This is a genomic window from Bacillus sp. AC266 (assembly GCF_979253805.1).
The window spans coordinates 778,105-791,584 of the sequence record NZ_CEEDEC010000001.1; the positions used below are offsets into that span (position 1 = coordinate 778,105).

11 protein-coding genes are annotated in these 13,480 nt (G+C 36.0%); 2 read left to right on the plus strand and 9 right to left on the minus strand.

Annotated features, from left to right (window positions below):
- Positions 1–16 precede the first annotated feature (16 nt).
- Both AC0IXC_RS04085 and AC0IXC_RS04090 read right to left on the minus strand, forming a co-directional pair.
- Positions 17–1,339 carry an FAD-dependent oxidoreductase gene (locus tag AC0IXC_RS04085; protein WP_471652614.1) on the minus strand — a complete coding sequence of 441 codons (1,323 nt, stop codon included), beginning with the start codon at positions 1,337–1,339 and terminating at the stop codon, positions 17–19.
- 80 nt (positions 1,340–1,419) lie between these two features.
- Positions 1,420–2,199: an undecaprenyl-diphosphate phosphatase gene (locus tag AC0IXC_RS04090; protein WP_002013258.1), complete on the minus strand. Its 780-nt coding sequence runs from the start codon at positions 2,197–2,199 to the stop codon at positions 1,420–1,422.
- Positions 2,200–2,354: 155 nt separating this feature from the next.
- Here AC0IXC_RS04090 and AC0IXC_RS04095 point away from each other — a divergent pair, with 155 nt between their 5' ends.
- Positions 2,355–2,561 carry a hypothetical protein gene (locus AC0IXC_RS04095; protein WP_002127593.1) on the plus strand — a complete coding sequence of 69 codons (207 nt, stop codon included), beginning with the start codon at positions 2,355–2,357 and terminating at the stop codon, positions 2,559–2,561.
- A 126-nt stretch (positions 2,562–2,687) separates the two neighbouring features.
- On the opposite strand, the gene AC0IXC_RS04100 is transcribed toward AC0IXC_RS04095, so the two are convergent.
- The 7 genes from AC0IXC_RS04100 to AC0IXC_RS04130 all read right to left on the minus strand — a co-directional run bounded on the left by AC0IXC_RS04100 (position 2,688) and on the right by AC0IXC_RS04130 (position 12,289).
- Positions 2,688–3,068, minus strand: coding sequence for a nucleotide excision repair endonuclease (locus tag AC0IXC_RS04100; protein ID WP_002013261.1), 381 nt, complete (start codon positions 3,066–3,068; stop codon positions 2,688–2,690).
- Positions 3,069–3,145: 77 nt separating this feature from the next.
- A complete protein-coding gene (locus tag AC0IXC_RS04105; RefSeq protein ID WP_002189726.1) occupies positions 3,146–3,709 on the minus strand; it encodes a GNAT family N-acetyltransferase in 564 nt (187 codons plus the stop codon).
- Between the two features lie 68 nt (positions 3,710–3,777).
- Positions 3,778–4,350, minus strand: coding sequence for a YybS family protein (locus tag AC0IXC_RS04110; protein ID WP_002189725.1), 573 nt, complete (start codon positions 4,348–4,350; stop codon positions 3,778–3,780).
- Positions 4,351–4,548: 198 nt separating this feature from the next.
- Complete coding sequence (locus AC0IXC_RS04115; protein WP_471652616.1) at positions 4,549–5,979, minus strand: PQQ-dependent sugar dehydrogenase; 1,431 nt, start codon at positions 5,977–5,979, stop codon at positions 4,549–4,551.
- A 91-nt stretch (positions 5,980–6,070) separates the two neighbouring features.
- Positions 6,071–7,789 (minus strand): alpha-keto acid decarboxylase family protein, encoded by a 1,719-nt coding sequence (locus AC0IXC_RS04120; protein ID WP_471652617.1) that lies wholly within the window; start codon positions 7,787–7,789, stop codon positions 6,071–6,073.
- A gap of 382 nt (positions 7,790–8,171) precedes the next feature.
- Entirely contained in the window at positions 8,172–10,046 is a 1,875-nt protein-coding gene (locus AC0IXC_RS04125) for an ABC transporter ATP-binding protein (RefSeq protein ID WP_471652618.1), read from the minus strand.
- On the minus strand, positions 10,043–12,289 hold the full coding sequence (locus tag AC0IXC_RS04130; protein WP_471652619.1) for an ABC transporter ATP-binding protein: 2,247 nt from the start codon (positions 12,287–12,289) through the stop codon (positions 10,043–10,045). The genes AC0IXC_RS04125 and AC0IXC_RS04130 overlap by 4 nt, the downstream gene beginning before the upstream one ends.
- A 442-nt stretch (positions 12,290–12,731) precedes the next feature.
- Between AC0IXC_RS04130 and pssA the strand changes: the two genes are divergently transcribed.
- Positions 12,732–13,223, plus strand: a complete 492-nt coding sequence (gene pssA / locus AC0IXC_RS04135) for a CDP-diacylglycerol--serine O-phosphatidyltransferase (RefSeq protein WP_002085344.1) — start codon at positions 12,732–12,734, stop codon at positions 13,221–13,223.
- The last annotated feature ends 257 nt before the right edge of the window (positions 13,224–13,480 follow it).

Here is a 13,480-nt window from a genome sequence, read left to right on the forward strand (position 1 = left end):
AACGATAATTTTCCTGCTATTTCTTTCGTCTGAGTAATACAGTAAGTAATACTCTAGGATGAAAAAGATGAAATGGACTACGAATTAAGTTCATAACTCTGACTAACCGAATATAAATATCAGAATCACTTGCAGAAAGTTGATATATTTGTTTCGTATACCATTGCTGAAATTTTTGTTTCGTAGTTAATTCTTTCTGTAACTTAGGATGACGTGCTATCTCCGTTGTGGTCATTTCCCAAGGTGTTTTGATAATCATAGCAGTCTTCCTATAAAACTCTCGAGTTAATATTTTATCAAGCCTTTTTCTCCCTTGAAGAATTAGTTGTAATTGGTGAGCTTCCATAGCTGCAACTGAAACACCTTGTCCGAAAACTGGATCAAAACGACAATGCGCATCTCCAACTACTAACAATCCTTCAGGCAAATTATTAACTAGATCAAATCGCCTGCGTACTTGATATGGAATTTTGTACGTTTTTATATCGGTAATCGCCTCAGATTTGTTTAGAAACTCTGTAACATTAGTGATTGATAGGTTTTCAGCAAAATCATAAAATTCATCATCTGTTTGCGGTGCTTTTTCATTTGCATATCCACTAAAAGTAACAAAATAACGATCATCTTCAATCGTTTGAATTAGAACACCATAAGGATTCTCAGGAAAACTTGGAGACATAAGCATATTACAGCAGTCTAATTTCTCTTTTTCTTTGAGCCTAAACATTCTAGTTGCGTAAAACAAATCAATTCTTATTTTCTCTTCTTGTACTTCGAAATTGTATTCTTTTAACCAATCTATACTTTTCGAACCAAATCCACTCGCATCAACAACAAGATCTGCATGAAATTCTTCTTTCATTCCTGTTTTCAAACATTTAGCTCTTATTCCATAGACTTTATTAAGCTTGTTATCTACTAGTAATCCTTCAACCAACATTTCATACTTCGAAGTAACATTTGAAACTTGTTCAATTCGTTTTTGAATATGCGATTCTAACAGAAGACGACTTTGTTGAATCATATTTATTTCGCCTTTGAAAGGCTGCTTCCATAGGCCGAACTGATGCCATTTTAAATCGCGAGTAAAATTATTTACGATGCTACCTGCTTCAATTAATTCATTAGTAATGTTAGGAAACAACTCCTCAAGTGCTTCTTCGCCGCCTTTTAATAACACATGCGGATGATTACTTTGCGGAACTCTTTTTCGCGGGCCTTTTCCATCCCATTCTTCACCAGCTTCTACAATGATTACTTCTTCAAACGTATTTGATAAAGCCTTTGCGGCGAGTTTTCCTGCGATACTTCCACCAATAACAATAGCCTTAGTAAACATTTTTTCCCCCTTAATGAAAAGAGATCCTGTCGTGTATGAATGGAACAGGATCTTAACTAATAATTCCTTGATAATTATATTTAAAACACCTGTGTGAATTGCAACATTAAAATTAAAATACCTAATCCCCATACGTAATACGCGAATACTTTTAAAGAATGACGTTTTAAATATTGGATCATCCATGAAACTGCTATGTAACCAAAGAACGCTGCTGATAATGTTCCGACAATTAATGATGTACTAGAAATAGATTCAGCTTTCCCTTGAAAAACATCTGCAAATTGCAAGATGATAGCTCCGACAATAGCTGGTGTTGATAATAAAAAGGAAAAGTACGCCGCTGTTTCACGGTCTAACTTTCTCCATAATGCAGCGACAATTGTCATTCCAGAACGGGAAATTGCTGGAAATATAGCTACTGCTTGAAATGAACCAATTATGAATGCATCTTTATATGTAATATCATTCATTTTTTTACGACCGTTCTTTTGTTTATCGGCCATATAAAGAAATAAACCCGTCACTAAAAACTCCCAACCTATTGTTATACCTGTTTTTGAAATATCTTCAAAAAAGTCTTTAAATAATAAGCCGATTACAACCGCAGGTATCGTCCCGACAATAAGTAATAGCATAAGCTTTGAAAATGGATTTTTTATTAAATAAATAAATTCTTTTCTATAATAAATAAACACCGCAAGTAACGTCCCTATATGCAGCATCGTATCTAAAAACAAACCTGCCTCATCTAACTGAAAAATATGTCGCCCTAAATATAGGTGACCTGTACTGCTTATAGGTAAAAACTCTGTCAGCCCTTGAATAATTCCTAAAATAAAAGCTTCTAGCCAATTCATGATGATCTCCTTTCTCATTTGCTTGTACCAATATATGATGCTTTAATTTTTGTTATGAAAGAAAATATATTTCTCTTGGGGATTTACTTTAACCTTTATTTAGAAGTTATGGATTGCGATAAAGATGGATATATATGTAAAAAAGGAGGGTTTACATGGAGAAACATACAAAATTAGGCAACATATTACTTTGGATTGGACCAATTCTTGTGTTCTTAGGCTTATGTATGACAAATGTAATTACAGACATACCTTTCTTCGAAGGAAAGCATAAAACTTTTGGAATTATTATGTTATTTATAGGGGTACTTTGTTTAATTGCCGCTCATTACTTTAAAATACGAAAAAATTCTGCCGATTAAATAATCTATTCCCTTATAAGGAGGAACAAATGCGAGGAAAATCATTACGGACAAAAATTACAAAGCTATATAAATAAAAACAATCCTAGTGTATGTACTAGGATTGTTTCATTTCGCTAATGTTGTTTATTTATAAAACACTTTATCAACGTTATATTTCGCTTTGTACTTATTAATGATGTATGTTTCGTAAATTTCTCTTTCAGTTGGATCTTCTACGATACATGCATCGATACGGTATACTTCATCACGATTATTTTTGATTGGTGAAACATTATCTTCAAAATGCTTTTTAATACGTTGTCTAATTTTACGAGCTTTACCTACGAAAAGAAGTTCGTCATTAATATTGTAAAACATAAAAATGCCGCCTTTATCTCTAGGGAACAAGTGGAAATCGATAAAACCGTTAATTGGAGTAATTAATGGCTCGTCTCCTTTAATAACTTGGTTACGTTCAGTAATGGAAACATCAGCTTCAGGAATATTAATTTTAATCAAGTTCATTCACGTCCTCTTTTATTATAAAGATAAATAATAGCATAAGTATGTAAGAAAAGCTATGTTAAGAGAGATATTTCATTTTATAATTCAAATATTATAGGTATATCATGTAAACTTTTTTTCCAAATCATATGATCGTTTGATTCGCCCCAATAATCCTTCAGCACATAACTAGGTTTTCCAAACTTTTTTGTCCATATACTTTGTGCTTTTTTGTATCCACTATCTAAACAGCATTCGGTTATTCCTCTGCTAAGTAATGTAAGATACATTGTATTTAGTAGTAAACTCCCTATACCTTTTCTTTGATACTCCGGAAGTATTAATACAGTTCCTATTTCATACAAATCCTTAAGTACACCGTCTGTACAACTATTAATCAATGCACTTGCTGGACCGATTTCAATCGTTCCAATGATTTTATCGTTACTTGTATCTATCGCTAATAAAAAGTAACGATTTTCTCCATTACTATCAAAATCATTTTTTAAATATTTCTTTTTCGAGTTAATTTCATTTTCTATGTCATCTAATAGATGTGATAACCCTTCGTTTTTAAATGTATTAGTAATAACAAGACGAAAAAACAAATGTAATTCATCTAAATCATTCGAATTCGGCCTTCTAATTTCAATGTTATACATGGCTTACATCTCCAATTTTTAAAAATATATGAGAAAGTGTATTTGTTCAAAAAGATTTTATGCAATTGCTAAGACCATACTTTATATACTCTATTCATTATTATTCTACACAACTCTGCATAGATCCAGCAGTATAAAAAACTCAGTATAAATATTAATGTAATAACTTTTATATCCATAGTCGTATGAATACTAGGACCAAGTACAGGAAAACGGAATATATCGAGAATGATCATAATTCCTATAAGTAGACATATCGCTGAAAAGGAAATTACCCAAATCCTCCTCTTGAATTGTAAAAAGGATACTCCTAACGCTATACCTAATAAGCCTGTAGTAAAGGGAAAGACAATTAGTTCACTTGGCTCAATAATGAATAGTAGGAAAATAGTAAGAATATAAGAAAGTACTCCCTCACGAATAGAATAACAAATAGCCAGAAAAATCGGTAGCGTCGCGAAAGGACTAATAAATAACCCAATTCCAGGGATTAAGTTCCCCGCAGATTGAAAAATAGCAGCAAATGAACCGAGTAATGCTGTAATGACTAACCTACTTGCAGGCGTCACCTTTCTTTTATGAACAAAATTCGCATCCTGCTCTATCATCCATTGATACCAATAGCTTCTAAAGCGATTCATCAAATTCCCCCCTAAAGAGACTTAATTCACCACTTTCTATTTTTATTCAAATACTTATTGGTTATGTTTTACTTTCTGCTTGTTAGGAATCACTATACAATAGATGTTTATCCATAGAAGGTTTTTTAAGAGGCGCTAAGTTGTGCGTTTGAAAAAGTATGAATTCCATATATTTTTAGACTAAGAGTTTATACCGTATCATGGAACAATTTCAAAAATAGTACCTTTGTTAAATTCAGTTACTTTCATAGAACCATAAACTCCTAAATATAATCTAGTTTGATCTAAGTTTGTTCCTAAACTAACATAATAAGCTGCTTGAGTCCCAAAATCATAAGTGGTTTCAATAACATGAAAATCATTACGTTTCCCGTCTAGAACTGCTCTAGTAAAAGCTAACACTCCCTTTACTGGAGATTGAAATTCTTCTTTCTTAGCAAGATCAGTAAACACGATACTACCAGTTAAACTAGGAATTGTAGTTCCCATATATGGTTGTACTCCTGTAAGTGAGGTTCCTCCAAACTTATCTGCTCTGGAATCTTTATGAAAATAACTAATTAGGGGCTGTATGCGCCTCACTGATGTTTCTATTGTTTCATTATAATAAGCCATTGTTCTCTCATCCAAAGTAGGGTTCTCAGAACAGTGCCTTATAAAAGAAGTAGGAAATTCTCCTTCCCATCCTCGCCAACCAAAATTAATAAATCCATCTTGATTGGGAGTGGATCTCATTAAATGCGTTTGAACAAGTTCGGTAACCGGTATGGGTTTATAATGAACAAACGAAAAAACAGACTCTACAATATCCTGCCCGACATTTCCAGCATATTTGATATACTGATTATAAAACCTTTGAAATGAAATACCTGTTATATTCCGAACTCCTTTCGCAATTACTGTAAGTGTTTCTTGTATAGATAAAGGAAACTCATTAAAGCGTGTAACTACTGGAGGGTTATTTATGAATGTATTTTTACTTACATCAATTTCAATTATTTTACCCGCTATTTCTAAATCATCCTGGCTTAAATTAAATGGATCATAACCCGATCCACCATCTCCATTTGTAAAAACAAGTTTTCCACTCTCAGGTGAAAAGTTTAAACTATTGACTCCGTTATGATTAAAAAAGGGCCTTCTTATGTTAAGTAATGTCCGTCGTTTTTGAGGTTGACTATGTGATTGTAAAATCCATTCCTCAACCGTATCAATATGATCATATTGAGTATCTCTATTTACCCACTTTAAGTTTAAAGTTTTCGGATCACACGGATTAGGTTTAAAAGGTTCAGAAAGGGCACCCGGACCTTGAGTGCCAGCTACTGAATAATGAAGGTAAAATAAACCGTTTTGATAAAATTGTGGATGAAACGCTAGTCCTAGCAATCCGCGTTCATCATAACCGCTACTAGAGACACCTTCTTCAAACGTGCCTAATTTGATAATTCGCGGGCGAATATCTAAAAAAGTCCTTATAACTCCGTCTCCTATGTAAAAGATTTCTCCTACCTGGGTTGCAATAAATAACCTTTCAATTGAGTCACCTGGTAGTATAGTTGTTTTCAAAACAGTAGGTAAATTGAACTTACTTGCAATGGGCCGTAAACTAACCTTAACTTTTGTCAACTCACTTTACACCCCTTTAATTGCGTTTTATTAAAAGAATATGATTAGAACTGTTCGATTAGTATTCAATTAGGGACTAGGGAATTGGATACTAGTTCTGACTGCGCTGCTTTCCCTGCTTCTCCATATAACTACGCATCCGTCGCATATATTCAGGTGCGTCCATTCGATTCCCTGCGATCATTTCAATAATACAGAGTCTTTTGGCGCTTTCCTTTTCAGCATGGATTATAGCCTGATCAAGCTCTCCATAGGTCCGGACCGTAACGGTAAACGCGTTACCTCCAAAAGCTTCGGCCAGCTTGGTGTAAGACCATCGAGGGATTTGGTTGTACTTTTGATCCTCTGTTTTGACATTTAAATATTTCTCAATTGTATAACCATCGTTGTTCAAGACAAAGATTATGGGCTTGCAGCCGTAATAGAGCATAGAACTGATTTCCTGTACCGTTAGCTGCAGGGCACCGTCACCTGTAAACACCAATACTCGGCGTTCCGGCGCGGCCATAATAGCACCAAACGCGGAAGGGATTGCGTAACCGATGGACTGCCATCCACCTTGTCCAATATATGTTACATTGCCCGGCAGTCTTATCTCTCCCATTCCGTAATAAAGCGTTCCGGTCTCGGCGATTACAATATCCTCCTCTTTCAGCATGCGCTGAAAACGCGGATAATAGCCGTCAGCCATTAGAGGTCCGTCGGCAGTAGTTGTGAATTGCTCATAAGGGAATGACAATTTTTTTGTCAAACCTTTGCCCTTATAATTCACCTTCTGAACGGCAAGTAGCATGTCGGCTGCAAGAACATTCGGATATTCCGCCTCAGCGATTTTAACTATATCCGGTTGAATATTGACAGTTATCAGCGGATTCAGCTTTGCGGTAAAACTTGCGGTGTTTGTGTCCGCCCATACCATGCCAATCGCAATGATACAATCTGCATTCTCTACCGTACTTTGGACTTCAGTCCTCCCGAAAGAGCCTTGATACATTCCGATATAATTTGGATGGTTCTCGTCGAATCCTCCCTTCCCGTACATCATCGTTACAACAGGCACATTCATTGCATCGGCTAGCTGCCGAGTCGCTGTCTGAAGGCCGAATCGCATCGTTTTCACATCCACCAAGATAACTGGTCGGTGGGAACGTTCCAAAAGCGGACGGACATGATTCACTGCAGCCTGAAGGGTATTCGGATTGGATGTTGGACGTGGTGGTACCGGTTCTGCCCAGACTTTAATCGGCTTGGTCACTAAATCATTAGCCACAACCAGGTATACCGGCTTTTTCTTTTCCTTAGCAATGCGAATCGCAGTCTGAATTTCAATCTTGGCATTTTCCGGCGTAAGCACCGCGGTATATGCCGTAATCTGCTCATACACCTTGCGAAAAACGTCAAAATTCCCATCCATTAAGGTGTGATGCATAAGCTTATGCTCTTTTTGATCCTTCTCAGGAGGCGCACCCACAATGTGTATAATTGGCACATGCTCGCTGTTGGCTCCCGCTATCGCATTGCATGCACTGAGCTCCCCGACCCCAAATGTCGTAATAAGAGCCGATATTCCTTTGATTCTTGCATAGCCATCTGCAGCGTAGCCCGAGTTTAGTTCATTTCGTCCTTCTATAAAACGGATGCCGTTATAACACTCCAAAGTATCAAGAAGTGTAAAATTATAGTCCCCTGCGACACCAAAAATTTCGGTAATGCCCTCGAGTTTCAGGCAATCGAACAAATACTGGCCAACCGTTTTTGGATCAGGTCCCCTTTGTAAACCAAAGCTGCCCGTATTAATCATGTTGTCCATCGCTTGCTCACTCCTTATCTATTTCTTTGGCTTGTTCTATTTTATAGTACCCTTTTTGATAATTCCCTTTAATTAAACCGGTTATCCGTTGTGCAACAATTAATCGGGAAGAAATGCTCCTTATCTTTGGAGATATTCATAAAACAAGAGAAGGAGGAGAAACACTAAAACATTACAAGAATGTATTAATTAATCTTCTAATGTTCTTTTTAAATTGTTTCCCTTTAAAACATCCCATTTATCATGCTCCTCACTCTGTTTTGCAAAAGTCTAGCTTACTTTTTAAAATTTTGTAACAGAACCTTAAAAATAATAAAAACCCACGAAGAAAATGCATTTTCTTCGTGGGTTTAGTTATTTAAATGGACTTTCACCTACTAACTCAAGAAGCATCCGCACCTTCAAACTGACTATTATAAAGCGAAGCATAGAAACCATCAGCTTTCAATAACTCTTCATGATTACCTTGTTCTACAATATCTCCGTCTTTCATGACAAGGATTAAATCTGCATCACGTATTGTTGATAATCTATGAGCGATAATGAAGCTTGTTCTACCTTCCATAAGGTTTTCCATCGCTTTTTGAATCAGTACTTCTGTACGAGTGTCAATGGAGCTTGTTGCTTCATCGAGTATTAATATTTTCGGATCCGCTATAAGGGCACGTGCAATTGTTAGTAGTTGCTTTTGTCCTTGGGATACGTTGCTTGCTTCTTCGTTTAGTTCCATTTGATATTTATTTGGTAATGTTTTTACGAAGTTGTGAACGTGAGCTGCTTTCGCTGCTTCAATTACTTCTTCGTCTGTAGCATCGATTCTACCGTAACGTATATTTTCCATGATGGAGCCGTTAAATAGCCAAGTGTCTTGAAGTACCATACCAAACATGTTGCGCAGGTCTTCTCGCGTGAAGTCTTTTATATCGTGACCGTCGATACATATTGCACCGCTGTTTATGTCATAGAAACGCATTAACAGTTTTACAATCGTTGTTTTACCAGCTCCGGTTGGTCCGACGATTGCTACCTTTTGTCCAGGTTTAATGTTAGATGAGAAATCATTGATGATGATCTTATCTGGATTGTATCCAAATTGAACATCTTGGAAGGTAACTTCTCCTTTAACTTTTTGCAGCTTCACTGGATTTTCTGCTTCTGGCACTTCCTCTTCTTCTTCTAAAAATTCGAAGACTCTTTCTGCAGCAGCTGCAGTAGATTGAAGTACGTTCGCGATTTGTGCTACTTGAGCGATTGGTTGCGTAAAGCTTCTAACATATTGCACAAAGGCTAAAATGTCTCCAACTGCGATGGTTCTCTTTACCGCAAGCCATCCACCTAAAATAGATACAGCGACGTAACCGATATTACCGATAAATGTCATAATCGGCATCATCATTCCAGATAAAAATTGAGATTTCCATGCGGAATGGTAAAGGGTATCATTTACCTTTTCGAATTTTTTCACTTCTTCTTCTTCTTTGTTGAAGGCTTTTACGATATTGTGACCACTATAAATTTCTTCGACCTGACCGTTTACGTGTCCTAAATATTCTTGCTGGGATTTGAAGTATTTTTGTGATCGTTTTACGACTGCCATGATGAGAATCATCGATACTGGCAATATTAAAAGCGCCACTAATGTCATTTGCCAGCTGATTGATAACATCATGATAAGTACACCGATGATTGTAATAACGGATGTGATGATTTGCGACATACTTTGGTTTAAAGTTTGGCTCACCGTATCTACGTCATTTGTAATTCTCGATAATACTTCGCCGTGCGTTGTTTTATCAAAGTATTTCAGCGGCATACGGTTAATTTTTTCATCGATTTCTTTTCTGAAGTTATAAGATACTTTTTGAGCTACTCCAGAAATAATGTACCCCTGGATAATACCAAACACAGTGCTCAGTATATATAATCCAAGGAGTAAAATGACAATGTTTCCGATATAGGTAAAGTCAATGGCCGCACCGGGTCCTCCTGATACTTTGCTTACGAGTCCTTCGAAAAGTTTTGTTGTCGCGTTTCCTAAAATTTTTGGACCAACGATTGTAAAGGCTGCACTGCCGATTGCGAAAAGGATAACGATTAAGATTGATAATTTATAGGGCTTCAAGTATTGAAGGAGTTTATTCATCGTTCCTTTGAAGTTTTTTGCTTTCTCAATCTTTCTCATGCCGCCGCCCATAGGACCGCCACCGCCAGGACCAGGGCCGCTTTGTTTTCTATTTTCTATTTTTCTATCACTCATGATGACAACTCCTCTCTTGAAAGTTGTGATAAAGCAATTTGCTTATAAACTTCACAGTTTTCCATAAGCTCTTCATGAGTACCAGTTCCAATTATTTTTCCTTCGTCAAGTACAATAATCTTATCGGCATTCATGATTGTACTGATTCTTTGGGCAATAAGTAAAATAGTACTTCCTGTAATCTCATTGTTTAAAGCTCTGCGCAATGCTGCGTCTGTCTTAAAGTCAAGAGCTGAGAAACTATCATCGAATATGAAGATTTCCGATTTTTTCGTAAGAGCACGCGCAATAGAAAGTCTTTGTTTTTGACCACCGGAAACGTTCGTACCACCTTGTGATATTTCTGTGCGGAAGCTTTCAGGCTTCGCGTTAATAAACTCCATAGCTTGCGCGATTTCCGCCGCTTTTTCGAGTTCTTCTTCAGTTGCTTCTTTTTTACCATATTTCAAATTACTCTCGATTGTACCTGAGAAGAGAACTCCTTTTTGCGGTACATAACCAATTTTCTCTCTTAATTCCTTCTGAGATACTTCTCTAATATCCGTGCCATCTATTAATATTTGGCCGCTTGTGACATCGTAAAAGCGTGGAATTAAGTTGATTAATGTTGATTTACCACTACCTGTACTTCCGATGAAAGCTGTCGTTTCACCAGGTTTTGCAGTAAAGGTGATATTGGAAAGCACATCTTCTTCTGCACCTGGGTATCTAAAGCCAACATTTTTAAATTCAACGTAACCTTTCTTGTCTGAAGCAAATGTTTTCGGCTCTTTTACATCACTAATGGTAATGTCAGTATCTAAAACTTCTGCGATACGTTGTGCGGAAACTGAAGCACGTGGAACCATAATAGATACCATTGAAATCATTAAGAAGGCCATGATGATTTGCATTGTATATTGCATAAATGCCATCAAATCACCAACTTGCATATGTCCCATATCCACTTGGTGTGATCCAACCCAAATAATAAGTACAGTAACGGCATTCATGATAAACATCATCATTGGCATCATAAATGACATTAAACGGCTTACAAATAAATTTGTTTTTGTTAAATCTTGATTTCCTTTTTCAAATTTCTTTTCTTCATGTTTTTGAGTATTAAAAGCACGAATAACGAGCATACCGGTTAAAGATTCACGAGTGATTAAGTTAATTTTATCTACTAACTTTTGGATACGCTTAAACTTAGGAATCGCGATGCTAAATAAACCAATGACTAGGCTTAAAATCGCAATTACCGCAACTGCGATAATCCATCCCATTGAAAGGTCTGTAGTAAGTACTTTAATAATGCCGCCGATACCTAAAATTGGTGCATAGAATACAATGCGAAGCATCATAACCATAAGTGTTTGAACTTGCTGGATATCATTTGTACTTCTTGTGATTAGAGATGCAGTGGAAAACTTATCAAACTCCGCATTCGAGAAGTTTGTAACTTTCCGGAATATTTTCTTTCTAAGGTCTCTGCCGAGTCCTGCAGCTACTTTTGCAGCAAGTAAACTCACGATAACGGTAGCTGCCATACTTACTAAGGATAAAAGTAGCATTTTCCCGCCGGAAGTAAGAATAAAATTAGATTGAAGTTTATCAGTATTGATACCGATTTTCTTATACTCATTCTCAATGTATGAAACAGCTGATTGTGTTACCATGCTGCCTGGCATATTCTTAAACTTTTCATCTGCCTTTTCTTTCATTGCATTGATTTGATCTTGAGGAAGTTTCGCAATGATTGCAAAAGGATCTGAATTTGGCGGAAGTTTCGCTGGTGTGTTGTTGTCACCTGTCGCAGCAGGAGAGAAAGCAGATGAGCCACCTTTTTCAATTCCTTGTGTAATTAACATTGGTTTCCCAAAGATATCGTTAAGTTCGTTAATTATTTTTTTATCTTCTGTATGTAACTTATAAAGTGGCTCTTTATCAAGCTGCGGATAATCTTTTAAGTCATTTTTTAGTTCACTTTGAGAGAGGTTGTTCTTATCTAAAAGCACATAGTTGTCAGCAACTTTTTTCTTCTCATTTTCATTCATAAAGAGCGTAAGTTTATCCATTTCACTTTTACGAATAACCTCAGGTACTGCATTTTCTACACCTTTTTGTTGAATCCCTACATTGACAATGTTAGACATGTAGTCTGGCAGTGATAGATCGCATACTGCCTGTACAGTTAAAAGACATACAACTGCAATGATAGAAGCAATAAATGGTTTTAAATGTTTGATGATCTTTAACATTTAGTTCATCTCTCCATTTTCTTTGTCTAATTTTTTTAGTTTTTACCCTGCTTCTCTCCTTTATTCTTCGTATTCTCAGTAATTCATTCTAGCAGCTCTTTACGTATTTTCGACTACAGATTAATTTTATGACTATATGAAGATATGATGCACCGAAAATAATCAAACATATTTTATAAAAAGTGATTCTATAAAATATGTTTAAAGCCTATTTTGATAACTCTTTTTTTCAAAAACGGGGTTTTTATATTAGGTAAATTAGCAGTAATAGACTTATCTTTGATCAAACATGTTTATAAACCAACATAACGTACAGGAAATTGACTTTTCTCTTGTCGAAATTTACTTAGCATACAGTGGTCATATTTTTTCAAGAATAACGGAAGAATATATAGAAAATGCTACATAAACGTGAAGTTTGATCAACTTAGGGGGGACAACCTTGTTCAATCAAATAGTAAAAGCTGTACCCAATTTATTTACGATTGGAAATTTATTGTGCGGTGTTTTTTCAATTACCATGAATATGAGTGACTATTTGGAAGTAGCCTCCATTTTTATTTTCTTTTCAGCTGTTTTAGATCTCCTTGATGGAAGAATTGCGAGAAAATTAAAAGTGAACAGTGAGTTTGGTGTACAATTGGATTCTTTAGCTGATATTGTTAGTTTCGGAGTTGCTCCTGCACTTTTATTTCATTCGATAGCAACACCATCTATTTTAACTTCTTTGGCATTTATCCTTTTCCCAACGATGGGTGCTTTAAGATTAGCTAAATTTAGTGTAAAACCAACCATTGGATATTTTAAGGGATTACCTATTCCAGCTGCTGGATTACCATTGGCCGGTATGGGATTGTTTTCATATAGCAATGCATGGATTACATTAATCCTCGCTCTCTTAATGGTAAGTCCAATTAGGTTTAAAAAACTTTAATTGGGATCCCGTCTATCGCTTTAATTTCATTTGTGGAACGGTTCGCTAATATCCATCAAGTTGAGGGTTTTGATTTTATTCATCATTTTACGAATGCAGCGATGGGACAGACTTTAAAGAGCTTACCTATTGTACTCATAATAGATTGTGAAATTGAATAGCCTCCAGTTTTTGGGGCTATTGTTTATATTTCTGATATGTATTTTCGCCTCTATATTGAACGAATCAATCTTTCTTCTCTAATACCTCAAACGATA

Excerpts from the sequence above, each read along its gene's own strand:
- AC0IXC_RS04125 (WP_471652618.1), bottom strand. The coding sequence starts at position 10,046 with ATGAGTGATAGAAAAATAGAAAATAGAAAACAAAGCGGCCCTGGTCCT.
- AC0IXC_RS04090 (WP_002013258.1), bottom strand. The coding sequence starts at position 2,199 with ATGAATTGGCTAGAAGCTTTTATTTTAGGAATTATTCAAGGGCTGACA.
- AC0IXC_RS04095 (WP_002127593.1), top strand. The coding sequence starts at position 2,355 with ATGGAGAAACATACAAAATTAGGCAACATATTACTTTGGATTGGACCA.
- AC0IXC_RS04120 (WP_471652617.1), bottom strand. The coding sequence starts at position 7,789 with ATGGACAACATGATTAATACGGGCAGCTTTGGTTTACAAAGGGGACCT.
- AC0IXC_RS04100 (WP_002013261.1), bottom strand. The coding sequence starts at position 3,068 with ATGAACTTGATTAAAATTAATATTCCTGAAGCTGATGTTTCCATTACT.
- AC0IXC_RS04110 (WP_002189725.1), bottom strand. The coding sequence starts at position 4,350 with ATGAATCGCTTTAGAAGCTATTGGTATCAATGGATGATAGAGCAGGAT.
- AC0IXC_RS04130 (WP_471652619.1), bottom strand. The coding sequence starts at position 12,289 with ATGTTAAAGATCATCAAACATTTAAAACCATTTATTGCTTCTATCATT.
- AC0IXC_RS04085 (WP_471652614.1), bottom strand. The coding sequence starts at position 1,339 with ATGTTTACTAAGGCTATTGTTATTGGTGGAAGTATCGCAGGAAAACTC.
- AC0IXC_RS04105 (WP_002189726.1), bottom strand. The coding sequence starts at position 3,709 with ATGTATAACATTGAAATTAGAAGGCCGAATTCGAATGATTTAGATGAA.